At 45.8% G+C, this 22,982-nt stretch carries 18 protein-coding genes; 16 read left to right on the forward strand and 2 right to left on the reverse strand.

Features of this window, described 5'->3' with window-relative positions; all coding sequences use genetic code 11:
* Nucleotides 1-47 precede the first annotated feature (47 nt).
* The 9 genes from C6P39_RS21165 (at nucleotide 48) to C6P39_RS21205 (ending at nucleotide 12,022) form a co-directional block, all read left to right on the forward strand.
* A complete protein-coding gene (locus C6P39_RS21165; RefSeq protein ID WP_104805096.1) occupies nucleotides 48-2,330 on the forward strand; it encodes a bifunctional diguanylate cyclase/phosphodiesterase in 2,283 nt (760 codons plus the stop codon).
* 293 nt (nucleotides 2,331-2,623) lie between these two features.
* Nucleotides 2,624-3,148, forward strand: a complete 525-nt coding sequence (locus C6P39_RS21170) for an adenine phosphoribosyltransferase (protein WP_095175332.1) — start codon at nucleotides 2,624-2,626, stop codon at nucleotides 3,146-3,148.
* Between the two features lie 17 nt (nucleotides 3,149-3,165).
* Nucleotides 3,166-5,475 carry a RelA/SpoT family protein gene (locus C6P39_RS21175; RefSeq protein ID WP_104805097.1) on the forward strand — a complete coding sequence of 770 codons (2,310 nt, stop codon included), beginning with the start codon at nucleotides 3,166-3,168 and terminating at the stop codon, nucleotides 5,473-5,475.
* 11 nt (nucleotides 5,476-5,486) lie between these two features.
* Nucleotides 5,487-6,119 carry an MBL fold metallo-hydrolase gene (locus C6P39_RS21180; protein ID WP_065542212.1) on the forward strand — a complete coding sequence of 211 codons (633 nt, stop codon included), beginning with the start codon at nucleotides 5,487-5,489 and terminating at the stop codon, nucleotides 6,117-6,119.
* Between the two features lie 24 nt (nucleotides 6,120-6,143).
* Nucleotides 6,144-7,658, forward strand: coding sequence for a coproporphyrinogen dehydrogenase HemZ (gene hemZ, locus C6P39_RS21185; protein ID WP_104805098.1), 1,515 nt, complete (start codon nucleotides 6,144-6,146; stop codon nucleotides 7,656-7,658).
* A complete protein-coding gene (locus C6P39_RS21190) occupies nucleotides 7,630-8,172 on the forward strand; it encodes an HD-GYP domain-containing protein (protein ID WP_095175336.1) in 543 nt (180 codons plus the stop codon). Before hemZ ends, C6P39_RS21190 begins: the two co-directional genes overlap by 29 nt.
* 17 nt (nucleotides 8,173-8,189) lie before the next feature.
* Nucleotides 8,190-9,440: a histidine--tRNA ligase gene (gene hisS, locus C6P39_RS21195; RefSeq protein WP_095175337.1), complete on the forward strand. Its 1,251-nt coding sequence runs from the start codon at nucleotides 8,190-8,192 to the stop codon at nucleotides 9,438-9,440.
* Between the two features lie 21 nt (nucleotides 9,441-9,461).
* Entirely contained in the window at nucleotides 9,462-11,258 is a 1,797-nt protein-coding gene (gene aspS, locus C6P39_RS21200) for an aspartate--tRNA ligase (protein ID WP_095175338.1), read from the forward strand.
* Nucleotides 11,258-12,022 (forward strand): sulfite exporter TauE/SafE family protein, encoded by a 765-nt coding sequence (locus tag C6P39_RS21205; RefSeq protein ID WP_187144046.1) that lies wholly within the window; start codon nucleotides 11,258-11,260, stop codon nucleotides 12,020-12,022. Before aspS ends, C6P39_RS21205 begins: the two co-directional genes overlap by 1 nt.
* A gap of 82 nt (nucleotides 12,023-12,104) precedes the next feature.
* Here C6P39_RS21205 and C6P39_RS21210 read toward each other — a convergent pair whose 3' ends face one another.
* Complete coding sequence (locus C6P39_RS21210) at nucleotides 12,105-13,226, reverse strand: hypothetical protein (RefSeq protein WP_104805099.1); 1,122 nt, start codon at nucleotides 13,224-13,226, stop codon at nucleotides 12,105-12,107.
* 230 nt (nucleotides 13,227-13,456) lie between these two features.
* Nucleotides 13,457-15,358 carry a PfkB family carbohydrate kinase gene (locus C6P39_RS21215; protein WP_104805100.1) on the reverse strand — a complete coding sequence of 634 codons (1,902 nt, stop codon included), beginning with the start codon at nucleotides 15,356-15,358 and terminating at the stop codon, nucleotides 13,457-13,459.
* Nucleotides 15,359-15,672: 314 nt separating this feature from the next.
* Between C6P39_RS21215 and C6P39_RS21220 the strand changes: the two genes are divergently transcribed.
* The 7 genes from C6P39_RS21220 (at nucleotide 15,673) to rbsK (ending at nucleotide 22,943) form a co-directional block, all read left to right on the forward strand.
* On the forward strand, nucleotides 15,673-16,653 hold the full coding sequence (locus tag C6P39_RS21220; RefSeq protein WP_104805101.1) for a nucleoside hydrolase: 981 nt from the start codon (nucleotides 15,673-15,675) through the stop codon (nucleotides 16,651-16,653).
* Between the two features lie 191 nt (nucleotides 16,654-16,844).
* Nucleotides 16,845-17,825, forward strand: coding sequence for a nucleoside hydrolase (locus tag C6P39_RS21225; RefSeq protein WP_095175342.1), 981 nt, complete (start codon nucleotides 16,845-16,847; stop codon nucleotides 17,823-17,825).
* A gap of 18 nt (nucleotides 17,826-17,843) precedes the next feature.
* Complete coding sequence (locus tag C6P39_RS21230) at nucleotides 17,844-18,836, forward strand: nucleoside hydrolase (RefSeq protein WP_095175343.1); 993 nt, start codon at nucleotides 17,844-17,846, stop codon at nucleotides 18,834-18,836.
* A 4-nt stretch (nucleotides 18,837-18,840) separates the two neighbouring features.
* Nucleotides 18,841-20,178 carry a sugar ABC transporter substrate-binding protein gene (locus tag C6P39_RS21235; RefSeq protein WP_095175344.1) on the forward strand — a complete coding sequence of 446 codons (1,338 nt, stop codon included), beginning with the start codon at nucleotides 18,841-18,843 and terminating at the stop codon, nucleotides 20,176-20,178.
* A gap of 107 nt (nucleotides 20,179-20,285) precedes the next feature.
* Nucleotides 20,286-21,143, forward strand: a complete 858-nt coding sequence (locus C6P39_RS21240) for a carbohydrate ABC transporter permease (RefSeq protein WP_095175345.1) — start codon at nucleotides 20,286-20,288, stop codon at nucleotides 21,141-21,143.
* 4 nt (nucleotides 21,144-21,147) lie between these two features.
* On the forward strand, nucleotides 21,148-21,996 hold the full coding sequence (locus C6P39_RS21245) for a carbohydrate ABC transporter permease (protein ID WP_065542201.1): 849 nt from the start codon (nucleotides 21,148-21,150) through the stop codon (nucleotides 21,994-21,996).
* Between the two features lie 14 nt (nucleotides 21,997-22,010).
* Nucleotides 22,011-22,943, forward strand: a complete 933-nt coding sequence (rbsK, locus tag C6P39_RS21250; RefSeq protein ID WP_095175346.1) for a ribokinase — start codon at nucleotides 22,011-22,013, stop codon at nucleotides 22,941-22,943.
* The last annotated feature ends 39 nt before the right edge of the window (nucleotides 22,944-22,982 follow it).

The raw sequence follows: 22,982 nt of genomic DNA on the forward strand, positions 1-22,982 counted from the left end.
CATGTATGATGTATCTATGATCTGATACCTGTGCAGGGGGTGCAAACATGAAAGAGGGAGACGTAAAAAAACAAATTACCATATCCGTAATTCTGGTTTCTGTAGTAAGTCTTATTTTAGTGCTGATCTGTGGCGTCGTTTATTTGAGCATGAAAGATACACAGGAAAATGAAGCGCAAAAGTATATGAAAGAAATTGTGTCACAGTATAAAAACATTATTACAGCCCAGATTGACGGAGATTTCCGGACTCTGGATGCCATGTCTGCTTTTATCGGGCAGGGGGATACCATAGATTTGGAGGAAGCGCTCTCCTGTCTGGAAGAGGAAAGTAGCCGCAATGATTTTATCCGCATGGGTTTTGTCTCCGCAGATAAGACCGGATATTTTGTTGATACAAACGGTGAGAAATATTATGATGTTGATATCAGTGACGAGACGTTTATAGACAAGGCTTTCTTAGGAGAGGCTGTTGTTTCGGAAATTATGGATGACAGATTTTCAGAGGGCACGGTAGTCTGTTATGGAGTTCCGATCATCAATAACGGGAAGGTCACCGGAGCTGTCACAGCAACCCGTACAACTGCCGATTTTTCAGAGATCATAAGCCAGGATATATTTGACGGTGCTGCTTATATCCATATCATTGACCATGAGGGGAATTTTATTATCCGTTCTGACCATGCGGTCATCAGAAAACATCTGGACAATGTCTTTGACGGCGGGGATATCCCGGATGATATCCGGGCATCCATTCTTGCCGATATGGAGCATGGAGGGGACTCTTTCGCCACCTTCCGTTACGGGGGCAAGGCTTATTGGGTGACATTTATTCCTGTGGGGATCAATGACTGGCAGATATTCTGCCTGGTGCCGCAGACATTTCTGAACCATAATTTCAATACCATGTTTCTTGTCTTCTTATGTGTGATGGTCTGTGTCTTTTTCATGTTCGGCATTTTGTTTTTCTATATATATAATCTGCTGAAGAGAGAACATGAGGCCCTCAATATCTTTGCATATCAAGATATTTTGACAGGCGCTGACAACCGGAACCGCTTTGTCACGGATCTCCCGGCTTTGCTCAGGGAGCCTGCGGATTATGCCATGGTATTGATGAACATGAGCGGATTTAAGTTTGTGAACGAATTCTTTGGTTTTGAAAAAGGAAACCTTCTCCTGCAGCACATTGCCAGGGTCCTGGAGGAAAACCTTGCGCAAGGTGAACGGTATTACAGAGATAACGCAGATCATTTCGGAATGCTGCTTTACTATAAGAGCAGGGAAGAGATCATTTCCAGAATGAAAAAGATACATCAGGATATCAATGATCATGTCATAAGCCCGAATCAGGATTATCGTATTAACTGCAATTTCGGAATCAATATCATACAGGGAAATGAACCGAGAATGAAAAATATCCTCTCCCCTGATGCAGCGATCAATGGAGCTTTGCTGGCGCTTAACAGTGTGAACGGCAATACCTCCAACCCCATTGCTTTCTACGATGAAGAGATCCATGAAAAAGCACGTAAAAAGATTGAGATTGAAAGCCAGATGCATGCAGCACTTGCCAACGGGGAATTCCACATGTATCTTCAGCCGAAATATTATCTGGGAGACCAGACCCTGCACAGCGCCGAGGCTCTTGTCCGCTGGTGTTCGGAGGACGGTGTGATGCATTACCCGGATGAATTTATACCGGTATTTGAGGAGAACGGATTTATCACAGAACTTGATATGTATATGCTGGAGGAGGCGTGTAAAAAGGTTTCCTGCTGGATGAAGCAGGGGTACCAGGTAAGGCCCATTTCGGTAAACCAGTCCCGGGTGTTTTTTTATGATGATGAGTATCTTGACAAATTCCATGATATTGTGGACCGGTATCAGATAGAGCCGTCCCTGATCATTCTGGAGGTTACAGAGAGCGTGGCCATGAGTAATCTGGATCAAGTCAAGATGGTGATCAAAAAGCTCCATAAAATGGGCTTCACTATATCTATGGACGATTTCGGAAGCGGATATTCATCCCTTAATACCCTGAAGGACCTGGATATTGCGGAATTAAAGCTGGACAGGGAATTTTTGTCTGAGCAGTCCACATCCCCGAAGGGAAAAGTGGTGGTGGAAAGTATAATCCGCCTTGCCAGGGAACTTTCCATCACTACAGTTGCGGAAGGGATAGAGAATGAAAGACAGCTTGAATTCTTAAGATCCATTTCCTGCGATATTGGGCAGGGGTTCTATTTTGCAAGGCCCATGCCGGTGGATGCCTTTGAAAACAAAGTGCTTCACGGACCGCTGGCAGAACCAAAACCAGACGGGAATTGAATGAAATGGAAAAAGTTGGGGATATTGTATATATATATCCCTGTGTTTCCCGGCAATATACCAAGTATTACCTTTGCCGCGTGGGAGAAAATGTAGAAAAATGTATAAAATTGCAATTGGTATATAAAAACCATTAGGCAAATGTGTATGAATATAGATAGATAAAGTCTAATAGATAGCAATTGCATTTGATTCCGACAAAAAAAGATGATATACTAAAGACTACACCCAAAATTTGAGTATAATTGACATATCGTGAGATAACAAAAAGAAACTAAAGGCAGGAGAGAGTTATGAAGAAGATTGAGGAATATGTGCGCAGTATCCCGGATTTTCCTGAACCGGGAATCATTTTCAGAGATGTGACAAGCATATTACAGGATGCAGATGGATTTGCATTGGCTGTGGATTCCATGCAGGCCCTTTTGGACGGCGTGGAGGTAGATGTGATCGCCGGAGCAGAGTCCAGGGGCTTTATATTCGGGGCGCCTATTGCCTACAACTTACATAAGCCCTTTGTACTGATACGAAAGAAAGGGAAACTGCCCTGCGAGACCATAGAGAGCAGCTATGATTTGGAATACGGCAGTGCTACTATCGAGATGCACAAGGACGCTGTCACACCGGGCCAGAAGGTGGTACTGGTGGATGACCTGATCGCCACAGGCGGAACCATTGAAGCGACAGCCAGGATGGTGGAGGAGCTTGGAGGCAAAGTGGTGAAAATCATCACCCTTATGGAGCTGGCAGGTTTGAACGGCAGAAAACGTCTCAAAGATTATGATGTGGCTTCCGTTATATGTTATGAAGGTAAATAGAAATCAGGTGATGGCAGATGGAGAAAAGTAAAGAGGCAGCGCTTCAGGATGATGAAATAGCGAAAATTAAAAAGGCTGATGCAAGTGTGAAGACCATGGAAGATTTTACAAGCCCTTCTGTTCTGTATGAAGAGCTTATTTCCAGTGTGCGAAAGTACCATCCCTCCACCGATATATCTATGATTGAGAAGGCTTACCGGATTGCCAGAGATGCCCACGAAGGGCAGGTGCGCAAGTCCGGCGAGCCTTATATCATTCATCCCCTTTGTGTGGGCATTATCCTGGCGGATCTGGAGCTGGACAAGGAGACTATTGTGGCAGGCCTGCTGCACGATGTGGTGGAAGACACAGTCATGACTACAGAGGAGATCACCCGGGAATTCGGCGCGGAGGTGGCCCTGTTAGTGGACGGTGTCACAAAGCTGGGACAGTTGAATTATTCCGCAGATAAAGTGGAAGTACAGGCAGAGAATCTGAGAAAGATGTTCCTTGCCATGGCAAAGGATATCCGGGTGATCCTGATAAAACTGGCTGACCGGCTTCACAATATGAGAACGCTGAAATATATGCCGCCCCACAAACAGAAGGAAAAGGCCAGGGAGACCATGGATATCTATGCTCCCATTGCCCAGCGGCTTGGTATTTCCAAAGTAAAGATAGAACTGGACGATCTGTCCTTAAAATACCTGGAACCTGAAGTGTATTACGATCTGGTGGAAAAAATCAACCTGCGGAAAAGTGAGCGGGAGGCTTTTGTCAGCGGAATCGTGAACGGTGTCAGGGAACAGATTGAAAATGCGGGTATTCACGCACAGATTGACGGGCGTGTCAAACACTTTTTCAGTATTTACAAGAAGATGGTCAATCAGGAGAAGACCCTGGATCAGATCTACGACTTGTTTGCCGTCCGCATTATTGTGGATACAGTGAAGGACTGCTATGCGTCCCTGGGAATCATCCATGAGATGTATAAGCCCATACCGGGACGGTTCAAAGACTATATCGCCATGCCAAAACCCAATATGTACCAGTCTCTGCACACTACTTTGATCGGACCGAACGGACAGCCTTTTGAAATACAGATCCGTACGTTTGAGATGCACCGCACAGCGGAATACGGTATTGCTGCCCACTGGAAATACAAAGAGGCATCAGGCAGCAGCAAGGCCAGTGTGACCCAGCAGGAAGAGGAAAAAATGAGCTGGCTGCGCCAGATCCTGGAGTGGCAGCGGGATATGTCCGACAACAAGGAGTTCTTAAGTCTTTTAAAAAGCGATCTGGATCTGTTTTCCGAAAGTGTTTACTGCTTTACCCCGGCGGGTGATGTGAAGACACTTCCCAACGGCTCCACCCCCATTGATTTTGCCTATAATGTACATAGTGCGGTAGGCAACAAAATGGTGGGCGCCAGAGTGAACGGAAAGCTGGTTCCCATTGACTATGTGATTAAGAACGGGGACCGGATTGAGATCATTACCTCACAGAACTCCAAGGGACCAAGCCGTGACTGGCTGAAGGTGGTTAAGAGCACCCAGGCCAAGAACAAGATAAACCAGTGGTTTAAGCAGGAGTTAAAAGAAGACAACATTTTAAAGGGCAAAGATATGCTCGCCCAGTATGCAAAACTAAAAGGCATAGGACTGGGAAATCTGACAAAACCGAAATATCTGGAATCTGTTATGAAAAAATACGGTTTCCGGGACTGGGATTCTGTATTGGCAGCCGTGGGACACGGCGGTCTGAAAGAAGGCCAGGTCATCAATAAGCTCCTGGAGATCTATACCAAGGAGCACAAGGGCGAACTGACAGACGAGAAGGTGCTGGAGGCTGCGGAGGAGACAAAGGATAAGCTCCATATCCGCAAGAGCAAGAGCGGTATTGTGGTGAAGGGTATCCATGATGTATCCGTGCGGTTTTCCAGGTGCTGCAACCCCATCCCCGGAGACGAGATCGTGGGATATGTGACAAGGGGACGGGGGGTGACCATCCACCGTACCGACTGTATCAATATTATCAATATGTCCCTGGAAGACAGGGAGCGCCTGATCGATGCGGAGTGGCAGTCAGAAAGCGTGGGAGACGGGGAGCAGTACACAGCGGAGATCAATGTGTACGCCAATAACCGCACCGGGCTTCTGGTTGACATTTCCAAGATTTTCACGGAGAGGAAGATTGATATCACCTCCATGAATACAAGGACCAGCAAACAGGGGCGTGCCACCATAAATATTGCCTTTGACATTAAGAGCAAGGAAGAGCTGAGCAGCCTGGTGGAAAAAATCAGACAGGTAGAGAGCGTTCTGGATATCGGACGTACTACCGGCTAAGGAGTCGAGATATGAAGAATCTGAATCTGAGAGGAATTGTGGTTGGCCCGGTCATGACCAACTGCTATTTCCTGAAAAATACACAGAGCGGGGAAATTCTGGTGGTTGACCCCGCCGCTGAGGCGGACCGTATCTGCCGTACCATAGACAGGATAGAGGGAAAACCGGCAGGGATACTTCTGACACACGGGCATTATGATCATATTATGGCAGCAGGCGAGCTGCAGAAGAAGTGGCAGGTGCCCGTCTATGCGGCCAGAGCGGAGGAAGAGATGCTCACAGACCCGCAGTTGAACCTGTCAGCCTCCTGGGAGGGAGTCGGTTATACGGTGAAAGCCGACCGTTTCCTGGAAGACGGCGAGACCTTTTTACTTGCAGGCTTTCAGATCAAAATGTATCTGACTCCGGGGCATACGGAAGGTTCCTGCTGCTATTATCTGGAGGACGAGGGTGTGCTCATGAGCGGGGACACCATTTTCTGTGAGAACTGCGGCAGATGTGACCTGCCCGGAGGCAATTTTGCAAAAATGCAGGAGAGTCTGAAGAAGATCATCAACCATTTACCCGAGGATGTGAAGATTTATCCCGGACACGGGGAAGAGACCAGCATCCATCATGAGCGATCATATAATCCCTATCTATAAAAAATCAAAGAAAGAGGAACCTATATGATTGGCATTTCATTTAATAAAAGAGAGTTTGAATATGATGCCTACACTCTGGTCAAGGCCTTTTATCCCCAGGAAGAAGTGGAGAACTTCTATGCGGAAGAGACGCAGGAAGAGAAAGCTTATGACCTGCTGGTGAGAATCGCCTACGGGGAGGAAGAGACGCACCTCTCCCTGGAGAGGGATGGAGAAATTATATTCGGAGAAGCGGCCCGCTTTGAAAAAGGGCAGGACAGAAAAGAAAGAAAGAACATACTGAAACAGATTTTGTACAGAGGACTCACACAGGAGACAGGGATCACCCTTCCCTGGGGGAACCTGACCGGAATCCGGCCTACCAAGATCGCCATGGGGCTTATTGAGTCGGGAATGAGCAATGCGGAGGCTGCAGACTATATGCGCCGTACTTATTTTACCGGCAACACAAAGACGGCACTGGCAATAACCATTGCCAACCGGGAGCGGGATCTGTTAAAAGATATTGATTATCAGAACGGATACAGCCTGTACGTGGGAATCCCCTTCTGCCCAAGTATCTGTCTTTACTGTTCTTTCAGTTCATCCCCCATAGAGAGATGGCGGGATAAAGTGGATGAATACCTGGATGCGCTCTGCAGGGAGCTGACTTATATCGGAGAGACCATGAAAGTGCGCACCCTTGACACCATATATATTGGCGGTGGGACTCCCACCACTTTGGAACCGGAGCAGATGGAACGGCTGCTGTCACATATTGATGCCTGTTTTCCGGTGGAACAGGTGAAGGAATATACAGTGGAAGCAGGAAGGCCGGACAGCATCACCAGGGAGAAACTCATGGTGATCAAAAAACATCCGGTGACAAGAATTTCCGTAAATCCCCAGACTATGAACCAGAAGACACTGGATTTGATCGGACGCAGGCATACGGTGGAGGACACAAAGCACGCCTTTGTCCTTGCCAGAGAGTGCGGATTTGATAATATCAATATGGATCTGATCGTAGGCCTGCCCGGGGAGTGTGCGGAGGATGTAAGGCACACTCTGGAGGAAGTAAAGGCTCTGAACCCGGACAGTCTGACGGTACATTCCCTGGCTGTCAAGAGGGCCACCAGGCTTCATCTGTTCCGGGAACAGTATGAAGAGATGACCTTTGAAAACAATCAGGAGATCATGGATATGTGCATGGACTACGCACGGCAGTGCGGCATGGGCCCATATTATCTGTACAGGCAGAAGAATATGTCGGGCAATCTGGAGAATGTGGGATATGCCAAACCGGGCAAAGCGGGTATCTATAATATTCTGATCATGGAAGAGAAGCAGTCCATTCTGGCGGCGGGAGCGGGAGCTTCCACCAAGTTTGTTTTCCAAAACGGGGAGCGGATAGAACGGGCCGAAAACGTAAAAGATGTGACAAATTATATTACCAGGATCGAAGAGATGACAGACCGAAAACGGATTGGGCTGGAAACGTATCTGAATATAAAGAGCGGGGATGGCGGGAATGGCAAATACGCAGAAGCATCTGATTAGTTTCAATCTGGAGAAGGAAATTGAACATGGCATTCAGGTGAGCAACCTGGCTTTCCGTGTGGGAAAACAGATGGGACTTTCTGAGGAGGCCTGCCATGAGCTGGCAGTGGCCGGAGTGCTTCATGATATCGGAAAACTGAGACTTTATAACTACATTGCCGGGGAGGAAAATCCTATGGTGGTGGAGGAGATGAAGTATGTAAGGCGTCATCCGGAATTGGGATATGAGAGCCTGAAGGACAGGGGATATTCCCGGTTTGTGCTGGACAGCATTTACTACCATCATGAAAACTATGACGGCAGCGGATACCCGGAAAATCTGGCAGGGGAAAAGATTCCCATGGGTGCCAGGATCATTAGGATCTGTGATGTCTATGCAGCCCTCACATCCAAAAGGACATACCGTGACGCGTTTTCCAGCGAGACTGCCATGAAGATGGTGATCGACGAAGTTAAAAATTTTGATATGCAGGTTTTTCTTGCATTTCAGAGAGCAATACATGAAAATGATTAGAGATAGGAGAGAAGATTATGCAGTTAAAGAAAAAACCAGTTACAGGAATGAAAGATATTCTGCCAAGAGAGATGGAGATCCGTGATTATGTGATCGGACTGATCAAGGAAACGTATAAGGAGTTCGGATTTACCTCCATGGAGACTCCCTGCGTGGAACACATTGAAAACCTGACCAGCAAACAGGGCGGAGATAATGAAAAACTGATCTTCCGTATTCTGAAAAGAGGGGAAAAACTGAAGATCAATGAGGCGAAAGAGGAGAATGACCTGGTTGACAGCGGTCTGCGTTATGACCTGACTGTTCCGCTCTGCCGTTTCTATTCCAACAATGCCAATGATCTGCCCTCCCCTTTCAAGGCTCTGCAGATGGGAAACGTATTCCGTGCGGACAGACCGCAGAGAGGCCGTTTCCGCCAGTTTATGCAGTGTGATATTGATATCCTGGGAGATCCTACCAATCTGGCAGAGATTGATGTTATTCTGGCAACCTCCACACTGGTTGGCAAGCTGGATTTTGAGAGCTTTGCCATCCGCATCAATGACCGTCGTTTCTTAAAAGCCATGGCAGCTTACAGCGGATTCCCGGAAGAGTCTTATGACCAGGTATTCATCATCCTGGATAAAATGGATAAGATCGGCCTGGAAGGCGTGGCAGCAGAGCTGGAGGAAGCCGGATTTGCGAAAGAGGGTATTGAAAGATACATTGCACTGTTCGACGCCATCGGAGAAGGTCTTGACGGAGTAAAATACTGTAAGGACAAGCTGGAAGGATTCCTGGAGCCGGATGTGGCAGACAATATGTCCACCATTATCGAGAGTGTGACAGAGGCGAAAACAGCTAACTTCAGGATCATCTTTGATCCTACATTAGTGCGCGGTATGTCTTATTATACGGGACCGATCTTTGAAATCTGTATTGACGGTTTTTCCGGCAGTGTAGGCGGCGGCGGACGTTACGATGAGATGATCGGCAAATTCACAGGAACCCCCACACCGGCAACCGGATTTTCCATTGGTTTTGAGCGTATCGTTATGCTGCTCATGGAGAGAGGATTCCAGGTACCGGGCAGTGCGGACAAGAAAGCATATCTGCTGGATAAGAAGCTCAGCTCTGAAAAACTGGTGGAGGTTGTGAAAAAAGCCGGGGAAGAGAGAAAAGCAGGCAAGAGCGTTAATATTGTATATATGAAAAAGAATAAAAAATTCCAGAAGGAACAGCTTCAGTCTGAAGGCTATGAGACGATTGAAGAGATATATAACGACTGATATTTAAGGAGAACTGACACAATGGCAGAATCAATGTACGGGTTAAAGAGAACCCACAGATGTACGGAAGTGACGAAAGAAGAGATCGGCAGCACAGTAACCCTCATGGGATGGGTACAGAAAAGCCGCAACAAAGGCGGTATTGTTTTCGTGGATCTGCGTGACCGTTCCGGAATCATGCAGATAATCTTTGAAAACGGTGATATTGACGAGGAAGGCTTTGAGAAGGCCGGCAGATTAAGAAGTGAGTTTGTTATCGCTGTGACGGGACGCGTGGAGGCGCGTTCCGGCGCAGTGAATGAGAATCTGAAGACAGGTGAGATTGAAGTCCGGGCAAATGCCCTGCGCATCCTGTCCGAGTCAGAGACCCCTCCTTTCCCTGTTGAGGAGAACAGCAAGACCAGAGAGGAAGTGCGTTTAAAATACCGTTATCTGGATCTGAGAAGACCGGATCTGCAGAGAAATCTGATCATGCGTTCCCAGGTTGCTGTGCTGGTTCGCCAGTTCCTGGCAAATGAAGGATTTTTGGAGATCGAGACACCGATTCTGAATAAAAGTACACCGGAGGGAGCAAGGGATTACCTGGTTCCAAGCCGTGTGCATCCGGGCAGTTTTTATGCGCTGCCTCAGTCACCCCAGATCTTTAAGCAGCTTCTTATGTGCTCCGGATACGACAGGTATTTCCAGATCGCCAAATGTTTCCGCGATGAGGACCTGCGCGCTGACCGTCAGCCGGAATTCACACAGATCGACATGGAGCTTTCTTTTGTGGATGTGGATGATGTCATAGATGTAAATGAGCGTATGCTGGCGTTTCTGTTTCGTGAGGTGCTGGGTGTGGAAGTGCAGCTTCCCATTCAGAGAATGACCTGGATAGAAGCTATGAACCGTTTTGGCTCGGACAAACCGGACCTGCGTTTCGGCATGGAGCTTACGGATGTGTCAGAAGTGGTAAAAGGCTGTGAGTTTGCTGTATTTAAAAACGCTCTGGAGGCAGGCGGCAGTGTCCGCGGTATCAATGCCAAAGGACAGGGGGCTATGCCCAGAAAGAAGATCGACAAGTTAGTGGAATTCGCCAAAGGATACGGTGCCAAAGGTCTGGCGTATATTGCCATCCAGGAGGACGGCAGTGTGAAATCTTCCTTCGCAAAATTCATGCAGGAGGAGGAGATGAAGGCCCTTATTGAAGCTATGCAGGGTGAAGCAGGTGATCTGCTCCTCTTTGCTGCGGACAAGACCAAGCTTGTATGGGATGTTCTGGGGGCACTTCGTCTTGAACTGGCGCGCCAGATGGAGCTGTTCGATAAAGACGAGTACCGTTTTGTATGGATCACAGAGTTCCCGCTTCTGGAGTGGTCAGAGGAGGAGCAGCGTTTTACAGCCATGCATCATCCGTTTACCATGCCTTTTGAGGAGGATATCCCGCTTCTGGATACAGATCCGGGTGCAGTGCGGGCTAAAGCCTATGATATTGTGCTCAACGGCAATGAGATTGGCGGCGGCAGTGTGCGAATCCACCAGAACGATGTGCAGGAAAAAATGTTTGAGGCTCTTGGGTTTGAAAAGGCACAGGCATACAAGCAGTTCGGCTTCCTTCTGGATGCCTTCAAATACGGAGTTCCGCCTCACGCCGGGCTGGCTTACGGCCTGGACCGTATGGTCATGCTCATGGCAAAGGAGGAATCTATCCGTGAGGTGATCGCGTTCCCGAAGGTGAAGGATGCCTCCTGTTTGATGTCGGAGGCACCGAATACCGTGGATGTAAAACAGCTGGATGAACTGGGGATTGCACTGAAAGCACAGGAGAGTGAGCAGTAATGGAGCCAGGTATTGTCTCCTATCTGATCGTCTGTCCGCTGGTGTTTTTGGCCAGTTTTGTAGATGCCATAGCAGGCGGGGGTGGATTGATCTCCCTGCCTGCTTATCTTTTAGCCGGAGTTCCCATACACAATGCCATTGCCACCAACAAATTGTCCTCAGCTGCCGGCACGGTCATCTCCACAGCCCGTTACTGCAAAAACAGGTATGCGGATGTGCCGCTTGCGGTTCCCTCTTTTCTCGTGGCGCTTTTGGGGTCCTTCATGGGAGCAAATCTGGCTCTTATTACAAGTGATAAAGTGCTGAAGCTTATGCTCATTGCAGTGCTGCCGGTGGTGGCGTTCTATGTGCTGAAGAATAAAAGTATGGAGTCAAAGTTAAAAAGGCAGCTTACAAAAAGGCAGAAGTATGCCATTGTGATCACGGCTTCTTTTGTCATCGGTACATATGACGGCTTTTACGGGCCGGGAACAGGAACTTTTCTGCTGCTTGTCTACACAGGGCTTGCAGGGATGGATATCCGAACCGCTTCCGGAAACACAAAGATCGTGAATCTGGCTTCCAACCTGGCGGCTCTTGGGGCTTTCTTTTTCAGCGGCAAGATCGTAGTTACATTGGGCCTGGCGGCAGCCGTGTTCAGCATTGCGGGGCATTACATCGGCTCCGGCATGGTAATAAAGAACGGGACCAGGATAGTCCGTCCTATTGTGGTCACGGTTCTTGTTTTATTGTTTATTAAAATAGTATCAGGATTTTTTGTATAGAAAAATGCCCGGCTTTTGTCAGACCCAAGCCGGGCATTCATTTTGTCTGTCCATAACAGTTCCGTCATCGGAACGGCCATATCTATTCCACATCTTCCGACACATCTGCCAGGGCGCTGTCCACGCCTCCCAGTATGGCTTGTGCCACATTTTCATCCATCTGCATTTTCCAGCTTGTCCCGTCATTGATAAGAGAAATATCCACGTCGCGGGTGGTGGAATCCTGGTTCTTTTCTATGCTTTCCAGAAGGAGCTGCCGTTCTTTCTCGCGGCGTCCTTCAGCACCGCCTGCCATGGCCTGAGAAGTCTGAAGCCACTGGGAGAGCTGCTCCTGGTAGGAGGCCACAATGCTTTTGAAATCACTGCTGGTTATCCGGACTTTTACCAGAGCATTGCGCTCGTCGTTTTGAGTATCCAGGATTTTAAAATCAAAACAGGTCTGGATCTGTTCTGCCATAGCGTGGGCAATAGAACTGCTGTATGTGTCATCCGTGTCCAAAAGGCTGTCCAGAGACAGATAGATGTTGAGCTGTTCCGTATCGAATTCTTTTATCGTATTAAAATGGATCTTGACCACTTCCGGGGGCGGCAGCAGATCAGAATCTGCCATATAAGTGAGAAATCCGCCGGTGATCTGATTGTCCAGGTCCTCGCTGTGGACAATAGTCCAGGTTTCCCCGTCCTTTTTCAGTTTCAGGTCAAAGGTGGTATCCACCTGTTTATAATCATTCTTTTTCAGCGTCTCTCCAAGCAGCAGGTAAGAATCTTTCAGGGAAAATTCCACCTGACTGGGGTTGGCGTCGCAGGTGATCCGTTTTTTCAGCGCAGCGGCTGTGTAATCTTCGGCAAGCGCATGGGCATCCAGATTGGTTATGGTGACTGTGGCGCTGGCTTTTTTTTCTTCGGCTTTGACAGTATCCACGGTGTAAGAGAAGTTTTTAAAGTAGCGTGAGAAGATCTTAATGATCTCAGGGTCTGCGCTTTCTTTTTCGCTGTCGTTTTCGGCTGTGTCCTCTTCGGGGAACAGTTGATGGGCGGAAAGGTATGTTTCAATGGTCTTTTTATCCGGGCTTTTCAACTGGTCAAGTTCTGCTGAAACTGCCTGCTTTACCGCGCGCTCCTCCTTGCTGTCACATCCTGTAAGCAGCAGGGCAGATGTCAGGAAAACTGCGGCGTATAGCCATTTCTTATGTCGAATCTTCATGTGTCATCTCCTGTTTGCGGAAGTTACCGTATTTGTTTAGTTTAACAGAAATGACGGAAAAGTCAACTTTTTAATCGTTAAGGGGCGGACGGAAGAGACTGCGGAAAGGCCGGGGGCCCTTCCCGCAGCCCCTTCCTGGGGGGCGCTGGGCCGCAGGGATTTGAAAGTGGGGAGGGGAAAAGAAAAAAGCGGATTGAGGGGGCAGCGGTTGTGGGTTTGGGAATGGACGATTATTTTAGCAGGGTTGGTTCAAGTTTTTTAATATGGGTTTCCAGGGTGTTGTGGTCTATCAGGGCGGGGACCACGCCTTGTCTGGAGACGCAGAAGCCGGCTGCATAGGTGGCTATGCGGATGGATTTTTCCAGGGAGTAACCTTCGATCAGGAAGGAGGCCAGGGCGGAGATGAATGCATCTGCACCGCCGGTGGTGTCTATGGAAATAAAGTCGGCGGCAGGAAAGTATTTTGCGGTTTCCGCGGTTTTCAGGTAGCAGCCTTCGTGTCCAAGGGTTATGATGACAGTCTCGATCCCTTTTTGAAAAAAGTATTCGGCTTGTTTTTCTACAGTAGTGTGCTGGGGGCACAGGGCGGCAGCTTCTTTTCGGTTGGGGATGAAGATATCCGTATTCTGAAGAAGCTGCTCGGGGATGGATTTTAAGGCAGCCGGTTTGACGATATTTTTGGCACCGTATTTTCTGGCGATTTTGGCTGCTTCCAGGACCGTGTGGATGGGAATCTCCGTGGAGAGCAGGCAGAAACCGGCATTTTCAAAAAGATGTTGTCTTTTTTGGATATCTTCGGGGCTAAGATTGCCGTTGGCCCCGGACATGATGGTGATGGTCCCTTCACCGTCACGCTCGATGTAAATGTATGCTTTTCCGGTTTGGGCTTTCATGTCTCTGTGGACACCCTGGGTGGTCACCTGTTCTTTTTCCAGTATATCGAAGATGAACGTGGAATCCGTGTCGTTTCCGATTTCCCCAATGAGGGAAACCTCGCGTCCCAGTTTGGCGGCACCTACGGACTGGTTGGCCCCTTTTCCTCCGAGGGTGGTGGTGGAGCTTAGGATCGTGGTGGTCTTTCCTGCCTGGGGAAGCCAGTCTACATTGAAGGTTATGTCTGTGTTGATACTTCCTACGACCACGATTTTTTTTGCGCGGAAGAAGGAAGGGATGTCCAGGCTGTCCTCGTTGTCAAAGATACACTGGGATACAAAGGTATATTCCGGTTCTCCCTCGTCTTTTTTTTCGCATTTTTGAATCAGGTTTCTGCACACATAGTAGCCGAATTCCCGGTAAGGGATTTTGATGCTGGATATATGTGGGAAGGAGATGGCTTCCCGTACGTCATCTTTTAAGCTTACCAAAGATAAGTCGGAGGGTACATAGTAGTGCAGTTTATTCATCTGTTCATACAGAATCAGGGAGGAGGCAAAATGAGAACTGACAATGCCTGAAAAACCATGGCTCAGCACTTTGGAACAGCAGGCAGGGTCAGAGATAAAAAGCCTCATTTTGTCATGATAGGGAATCTGATTGTCAAATAAACATTTCTTGAATCCCTCAAATACCATTTTGGAGCGCCTGCTTTTTTCTTTCATCAGACAGGCAATTTTGCTGTGCTTGTACTCCAGAAGCTTCTGGGTCAGGACATAGCCCATTTTTTCAAAGTCGATGTTGTAGGCAGGCAGGGTGTCAGGGCCATTTATATAGCAGACAGAAATGTTCTGTTCTGCAAAGTAATGCTCATATTGGGAACTGTTCTCGTCCACTGGCTCCCAGATCACACCGTCCACATTGTTCTTGCACAGGGAGGTGATATGCTTTAGCTCGGTGTCTGTACTGTTCAGACTATCCAGAAGCAGCACATTATAACCCTGCTCCTGAGCTGCCTGCAGGATGCCGTTCAGCATCAGATTGGTCTGTGAGGCGGTGCGGAGCAGGACCCCCAGCAAAAAGGTCTTTGCACTGGATATATTTTTTACCATGCCGTAAGGTGTATAGTTGTATTCTTTTACAATTTTCAGTACCCGGCTGCGGGTCTCAGGATTGATATTCTGGTCTTTGTTATTTACGATTTTGGAAACCGTTGAGATAGAGACACCGGCCAGGCTGGCGATTTCTTTGATTGTCATATGAGGACCCTCGTCATAATTTTTTCTTTTATTATGAAGGATAAGGAAAGATTTGTCAACGGAAAAATAGCAATGCTATGTGAAATATGCACAAGAAAATGTTATCGTAAATAGTTTTAATTAACAAAAAATAAAAAAATAGTTGACAGGGAAGAGCAGAATAAGTACAATACATGCATAGAAAAATGCTTTACGAAAATGATTTCATAACGATTTGTTACTAATACGCCGTTCGGACAGAGATCATAGCCAATGCTGGTTATTTTGTCAGCCTGCAAGGCGGAGGAGGAAAGAAGAAAGGAAGGGATAGAGTTATGGAACGGATCATTATTGATACGGACCCGGGGATAGATGATGCGATGGCCATTCTGCTGGCGGTCAGTGCTCCGGACAAAATAAAGATTGAAGCTTTGACTACAGTTGATGGGAATACAGATATTGATCATGCCACGCAAAATGCATCCGCTATATTAAAGCTCTGTGGGAGGGAGGACATACCTGTTTATAGAGGAAGAGGGGAACCTCTCAGGGGAAAAGCGGAAATATGTGAAAGTTCTCATGGAGATAATGGACTGGGGGATGTGAAGATTGACAACGGCAGGATTCCTCTGCAGAGAGAATCCGCAGAAGAATATCTGGTACGCGCAGCACAGGAAAACAAAAATGTACTTACCCTAATGCCTATCGGTCCGCTGACAAATATAGCCGGAGCTGTGCAGAGAGATGAGAATTTCGTGAAAAATATTAAAAGAATTGTTTTGATGGGGGGAGCAGAACACTGCGGAAATATGTCACCAACGGCAGAATTTAATTTCTGGCATGACCCGGAAGCTGCAAAAGTTGTCTTTGAGGCCGGTTTTAAAGAAATTGTAATGGTAGGGCTTGATGTGACGAGAAAAGCATTCTTGACACCGGCAATGAGAGAACTGCTTTACCAGATAAATACGCCACTTTCCGGATTTATTCATCAAATCACCAGAGTTTACGTTGACAGTTATTGGGAAAAACTTAAAAATTTGGGATGTGAACTGTGCGATGTTTTGGCAGCGGCTTATCTCATTGATGATTCCGTTTTAAAATTAAAGGATGCATATGTAGAGATAGAGACGGCAGGTCTATGCAGGGGTACATCCGTGGTTTATCCTGTTGAAATATGGAAAGATAAGAAAAAAAACTGTAAAGTTGCATCTGATTTGGATGTAAAAAGGTTTTTCAGGCTCTTTTTTGAGAAGCAATTTCCGGATCATAAAGAAAGTGCAGCTGCATTGATTGAGCATGAATACAGAGATCAATAAAGAAGAAAAGCACTGCTAGTGTACAATATGCACAAGAAAAGCCTTTCGTAAATAGTTTTATTTAACAAAAAAACAAAAGAATGTTGACAGTAGAAAAAAAGCGATGTACAATACATGCATAGGAAAACACTTTAAGAAAAACTTTTCTTAAAGCATGATAACAGAGGAAAGTGGTATGAGAAAGGAGTAATATGGTAAAGAAAGAAGCACAGAAGGACTGGGATGAATTTACCAGCTCAAGAGTAGTGGAGAAAAGTAACATTGATAATGCAAAACTTGTTATGAGGCTGCAGAAGCCCAAAGGTAAAGTGGATGTGGTGATTGATACGGATACTTATAATGAGATTGATGACCAGTTTGCAGTTGCTTATTTGATTAAATCAGATGAAAAGCTTAATTTAAAAGCAATCTATGCAGCTCCGTTCCACAATGAAAAATCCACTGGTCCTGCAGATGGTATGGAAAAAAGCTATCAGGAAATTATGAATATCCTTACATTGCTGGAGAGAGACGATTTAAAGCCAAATGTTTACAGAGGCTCAACAGCATACATGCCTTCCGAGACAGAACCGGTAATCTCAGACGCAGCAAAGGATTTAGCTGAAAGAGCTATGGATTATTCAGAAGAGAATCCATTGTATGTGATCGCGATTGGTGCTATTACCAATGTATCCTCTGCTCTTTTAATGAATCCTGAGATCAAAAACAGGATTGTACTTATCTGGCTGGGAGGAAATGCCCTCCACTGGCCTCACAACAGGGAATTCAATCTGTTTCAGGATGTTGCCGGAGCAAGAATTGTATTTGGATGCGGTGTTCCTCTGGTTCAGCTTCCGTGTATGGGGGTTGTATCTGCCTTTACGACAAGCGGACCAGAACTGGAATATCATCTTCGCGGTAAGAATAAGCTCTGCGACTACCTTGTGGATGTGACAACAAAAGAAGCGCTGGAATGCTACGGGGGTTCTACCTGGACAAGACCTATCTGGGATGTTACTGCTGTTGCATGGCTTCTTGATGGTGACTTTGAGGAGGACTGCCTGATGCACAGTCCTATTCCGGAATATGATGACAGATATGCATTTGACAACAACCGGCACTTTATAAAATATGTGTATCACATTAAGAGAGATAATCTTTTTGCAGACTTGTTTGCAAAACTTGCAAAATAGAAGAGAGAAAAAAATAAGATGGACAAGATACAACTGATTATTGATTGTGATCCGGGTGTGGATGATGCACTTGCGATTATTCTTGCATTGAAGCATCCGGCAATTGAGGTGCTGGCCATATGTTCTGTTGCAGGAAACGGACATATTGAAACTACAACTCAAAATGGTTTGAAGATTTTATCGCTATGCGATAGAGAAGATATTCCCTTGTATCAGGGAGCAGATACAGCAGTGAGCGGCCAACGGCCGGATACGGTGGAGGCATTTGGTGACGATGGACTTGGTGGGTATGCCGGTTCTGTCAAGACGGATAAGAGGCCAGAGAAGGAACATGCGGTTGATTTTCTTGTGAGGATAGTAAAAGAAAATCCGAAAAAACTTACTATTGCAGCCATTGGGCCATGCACAAATATCGCATCTGCCATCAGAAAGGATCCTACTTTCGCCGGTAATGTGAAGGAGATCGTTTTGATGGGGGGAGCTAAGTATACCGGCAATGTAAGTCCGGTGGCTGAGTATAACTTCTGGGCAGACCCCATTGCAGCAAAAGAAGTTTTTAAAGCTGATTTCAGTAAGTGTGTAATGATCGGTCTTGATGTTACAAATAAAATAGCCCTTGACGCACAATGCAGAGAATTACTTCGCATTTTCGACACCAGATTATCACGGTTTATATACCATATAACGAAATCAGGTATGGATGAAAATTGGGAGATCAGGTATAAAATGTTATCTCCCATGCATGACATATTAACTATCGCATACCTGATCGATGAGAAGGTAGTTTCTTTAAAAGAGTCTAATATTGATATCGTAGAAGATGGAATTGCCAGAGGGCAGTCAGTTGTAGATATTGATGGGCACTGGCACGGAGAGAAGTGTAATGCGCTCTATGCAGTGGATGTGGACGTATTGAAATTTTACCGGTTGTTTTTAACTACAGTTTTTAAAGAACATAAAAAAGAGATAACTGCGTATCTGGAACAGATACCTGGAGAAAAGGAGAGATAAGAATATGAAAACAAGAAAAGTACTGGCATTGACAGTTAGTGCAGCGATGATAGCGTCTTTGGGTCTCGCAGGATGCGGGAAATCAGGGGATTCAGGAAAAAGTGACAGCAAGACGGAAGCTAAGGGCGATTCAGACAGCGTGACATTAAAATGGGTCTCTCAGGGACCCGGTGAGGACTCTTGGGAGGGTCTTACAAAACCCATACTGGAAGAATATGAAAAAGAAACGGGTGTACATATTGATGCTGAATTTTATTCTTTCAACGATTTATTTGAGGTTATCGAGACAAAAGCAGCAGCAGGAAATGCAGATTTTGATGTTATGAGCGTCGATGTTACCTATATCGCAAAATATGGTACCAGCGGCTATCTGGAACCACTGGATCAATACTTCACTGATGAAGATAAAGCAAAATGGGATGATGCTTCCTACCAGGCAGGAGTCTGGGAGGATACTATGTACGCAGCACCGGAAAACACATCCACACAGGAATTATATTACAATAAAACATTACTGGATAAGGCAGGCATCACGATCCCCGAAAATGATGAGAATAACCGTCTTACATATGAGCAGGTAGCGGACTTGGCGAAACAGGCCCTGGAAAAATTGGACCCGGATGGCACACAGGGATTGATAGGATTTGATTTCCAGCAGGTAAGCCGTGTCTATCAGATGAATATGCTTGCAAATGCCATGGGCGGTAAAAACATCAGCGATGACGGCTATTCCTTAGACGGTGTTGTGAATACAGAGCCTTGGATCAATGCAATGACATGGTATCAGGGCTTAGTAAATGATGGGATCGCATCCAAGGGATATGATGCCGACCAGTTGGGTGACCAGTTCTATGCAGGCAAAATGCTGTTTATGGTAGGCGGAACATGGACACCGTCAAGCATGAAGGCAGATGATGAGATCGGTTATACTTATGCACCATGTTTTGAGGGATACGAAGATAAAGCAGCTACATCTACAGGAAGCTGGTATTTTGGTATTAATTCCAATTCCAAAAATAAAGATGCGGCAGCAGATTTTATTAAATGGTTTACTTTGGAAAAAGGCAGTGACATGTGGCTGGAAACAAATGGAGATGTACCGAGCCGTCTGGACAAACAGGATGAGATCAAAAATGACCCGGAAGCTTCTATGGATATGAAGATTGCGGCATATGAAGCTGCAAATACTGCAGTTCCTCGTGCGGTAACACCTGTATTCGGTGAGTATTCCACAGTTTTAGACCAGGCTTGGGAAGATGTGCGCAACGGAGCGGACGTAAAAGAGACTTTAGACAATGCAATAGAACAGTTTGAATCTGCAGTAGCAGCTTATAAAAAGTAATTGACAGTTGATAAATGGCGGTATGCCTTACCCGGCATTCCGCCATCTATGCGAAAAGATCAGGAAAATGAATAGATAGTCATGACTTAGAAAGATAGGAGGATACTATGGGTGGTATCTATATTAAAAATAAATGGCTTCCGTACCTTTTAATATTGCCGACAATTGTTTTGATATGCGTTTTTAAGATTTATCCTATTATAGACAGTGTTATTCAGGGAGTTCTTTCCACGGAGGGCAGTTTTACACTGGATAATTACAAATTACTGTTCGCTGATAAAACATTTTGGAGTTCTTTGTGGGTCACTCTGAAATTTAATGTCATCATAATTCCACTTCAGATAATCATTGCATTTATCATGGCAATGATGGTTAATGTCAAAGTACGTGGAATTGAAATATTCAGGACTGTTTTTTATCTGCCGTTCTGTATCTCTTTGACCATAGCAACGGTTATTTGGCAGATGATGCTGAATGTCAACAATGGTGTGGTAAACAGTGTTCTCGGAATCTTGGGAATCAGTCCGATTGGTTTTCTTATTGATAAGAAGTGGGCACTTCTATCCATTGTTCTGATCGCATCCTGGAGAGGCTGTGCTTATTGGATGATGTTTATCCTTGCAGGGCTGAAAGGAATTGACACTGCTGTTTATGAGTCGGCCAAGATTGACGGTTCGGGATTTTTCAGTACATTATTCAGGATTACAATTCCACTGTTAAAGAATACTCTGCTATTTGTGTTCGTAGCCAATACCACAGCTAATTTCCTGCTTTTTGCACCTATTCAGATCGCTACAGAAGGCGGTCCTCAGGGAAGCACCAATGTCTTGATGTATGAGGCTTACAAATCTGCGTTTAAATATTCAAACCGTCCGAGACAGGCTTGTATTGTTACCATCCTTCTCGTGATCGTAATGCTGGTATGTTTTATTCAGAATAAATGTCTGACAGAAAAGGAGGCGTAAAGTTATGACACTGAGACAAAAAAGAATTACGAAAAAAGTTGTTATATACATAGTGTTAGTGATTATGACAATTGCGTCCTTATTTCCGATCTTCTTCTGTCTGTCAGCATCTCTGAGGACACAGGAAGACTTATTCCAGAACATGTTTCCATTTACGATCAGGTCCCTGATCCCAACAAATATTACCGGTGAGAATTACAGCATTATTTTTACCAAATATGAGTTCTGGCGTCCGATCATGAACACAATGATCGTTACAGTGGTTTCAATTATTTTTGGATGTCTGATCAACTCCATGGCAGGGTTTGCGTTTACCTGCTTTGAGTTTAAGGGCAAGAAGATTTTCTATCCGCTTGTTTTGATCTCCTTTATGGTTCCGTTTGAAGCAATTGCAATTCCGTTATATAATGTTGCCAACGGACTGGGTATGGTTGATACATATGCAGGTATGATCATACCTGCAATAGCAGATGGATTGGTAACATTTCTGTTTATCCAGTTCTTTAAAGATATTCCGCCAAGTCTGGTGGAGGCAGCGCGTGTGGACGGTGCGAAATGGCCAACGATATTTGTAAAAGTTATTATGCCGATCTCCATTCCGGTATTTGTAACAGCAGGTCTTATGATTTTTATGAATCAATGGAATTCTTATATGTGGCCTCTTTTAGTGGCACGTTCCAAGGAGATCAGAACGATTCAGATTGCCATCAGCCAGTTTAGCGGAGAGCGTTCCATTCAGTGGACTTATATTTATGCCGGCTCACTGATTTCAGCTATAATTCCAATTTGCCTGTTCCTTCCATTCCAGAAATACTTTGTTGAAGGTATCACAGCGGGAAGTGTAAAAGGATGATAGGAGAAAACAGTATGAAGAAAATTTTAGTCATTGGAAGTTTGAATTTGGATATGACAGTACAGGTCGACCACACGCCCGTTGTGGGGGAGACTATCCTCAGTAATAAGATGGAGATGAATGCAGGAGGAAAAGGGGCTAATCAGGCCTGCGCATTAGGGAAGCTGGGAGCTGATGTTATCATGCTGGGGGCCGTTGGCCGGGATATGTATGCAGATATCCAGATGGACAGCCTGAATAAAGCGGGAGTGGATACTGCCAGGGTGATCGTCAAGGATGATGTAAGCACCGGTATTGCGCTGATCACAGTCAACAGAGACGGGGATAATAGTATTATTGTAGTCTCAGGCGCAAATGCAACCTTGTCAAAACAGGATATAGATGACAATCTGGATGTGATCAAAGAAAGTGATATCGTCATTTTCCAATTGGAAGTGCCTTTGGAAACAGTATGTTATGCCGCTGAGATTGCAAAAAAAATGGGGAAGATGGTGATCTTGGACCCGGCTCCTGTGCCAAAAAATTTTCCGGATGAATTATACCGCCATGTAGATATCATTAAACCCAACGAAACAGAATTAGGAATGCTGACAGGGATTGATAACCCGGAAGAACATTTGGAAAAGGCAGCTGAGTGTCTGAGAAAAAAAGGAGTCAAAGATGTAATCGTGACTTTGGGAGAAAAAGGTGTATATCTGGATGATAAGATATCCGGAGCAGAAAGGATACCTGCCATGAAAGTACAGGCCGTGGATACAACGGCAGCAGGGGATTCCTTTACCGCAGCACTGGCGATCATGCTTGCTGAAGGAAAAAGTCTGAGGGAAGCGGCAATATTTGCAAATTATGTTTCCGCTATTGTGGTAACCAGAAAAGGTGCACAGTCCTCCATCCCTACTTTGGAGGAAGTGAAGCGTTATATTGAACAGAAAGAAATGGCTGTGTAAAATCATTGCATAGAAGAAGGGAGCACCGTACAGGTCTGC

Source organism: Blautia marasmi, from assembly GCF_900258535.1.
GTDB lineage: Bacteria > Bacillota > Clostridia > Lachnospirales > Lachnospiraceae > Blautia > Blautia hominis.

Excerpts from the sequence above, each read along its gene's own strand:
- C6P39_RS21230 (WP_095175343.1), top strand. The coding sequence starts at position 17,844 with ATGGACAAGATACAACTGATTATTGATTGTGATCCGGGTGTGGATGAT.
- C6P39_RS21170 (WP_095175332.1), top strand. The coding sequence starts at position 2,624 with ATGAAGAAGATTGAGGAATATGTGCGCAGTATCCCGGATTTTCCTGAA.
- C6P39_RS21240 (WP_095175345.1), top strand. The coding sequence starts at position 20,286 with ATGGGTGGTATCTATATTAAAAATAAATGGCTTCCGTACCTTTTAATA.
- C6P39_RS21225 (WP_095175342.1), top strand. The coding sequence starts at position 16,845 with ATGGTAAAGAAAGAAGCACAGAAGGACTGGGATGAATTTACCAGCTCA.
- C6P39_RS21190 (WP_095175336.1), top strand. The coding sequence starts at position 7,630 with ATGGCAAATACGCAGAAGCATCTGATTAGTTTCAATCTGGAGAAGGAA.
- C6P39_RS21215 (WP_104805100.1), bottom strand. The coding sequence starts at position 15,358 with ATGACAATCAAAGAAATCGCCAGCCTGGCCGGTGTCTCTATCTCAACG.
- hemZ (WP_104805098.1), top strand. The coding sequence starts at position 6,144 with ATGATTGGCATTTCATTTAATAAAAGAGAGTTTGAATATGATGCCTAC.
- C6P39_RS21210 (WP_104805099.1), bottom strand. The coding sequence starts at position 13,226 with ATGAAGATTCGACATAAGAAATGGCTATACGCCGCAGTTTTCCTGACA.
- C6P39_RS21245 (WP_065542201.1), top strand. The coding sequence starts at position 21,148 with ATGACACTGAGACAAAAAAGAATTACGAAAAAAGTTGTTATATACATA.
- C6P39_RS21175 (WP_104805097.1), top strand. The coding sequence starts at position 3,166 with ATGGAGAAAAGTAAAGAGGCAGCGCTTCAGGATGATGAAATAGCGAAA.
- rbsK (WP_095175346.1), top strand. The coding sequence starts at position 22,011 with ATGAAGAAAATTTTAGTCATTGGAAGTTTGAATTTGGATATGACAGTA.
- C6P39_RS21235 (WP_095175344.1), top strand. The coding sequence starts at position 18,841 with ATGAAAACAAGAAAAGTACTGGCATTGACAGTTAGTGCAGCGATGATA.
- hisS (WP_095175337.1), top strand. The coding sequence starts at position 8,190 with ATGCAGTTAAAGAAAAAACCAGTTACAGGAATGAAAGATATTCTGCCA.
- C6P39_RS21205 (WP_187144046.1), top strand. The coding sequence starts at position 11,258 with ATGGAGCCAGGTATTGTCTCCTATCTGATCGTCTGTCCGCTGGTGTTT.
- C6P39_RS21165 (WP_104805096.1), top strand. The coding sequence starts at position 48 with ATGAAAGAGGGAGACGTAAAAAAACAAATTACCATATCCGTAATTCTG.
- aspS (WP_095175338.1), top strand. The coding sequence starts at position 9,462 with ATGGCAGAATCAATGTACGGGTTAAAGAGAACCCACAGATGTACGGAA.
- C6P39_RS21220 (WP_104805101.1), top strand. The coding sequence starts at position 15,673 with ATGGAACGGATCATTATTGATACGGACCCGGGGATAGATGATGCGATG.
- C6P39_RS21180 (WP_065542212.1), top strand. The coding sequence starts at position 5,487 with ATGAAGAATCTGAATCTGAGAGGAATTGTGGTTGGCCCGGTCATGACC.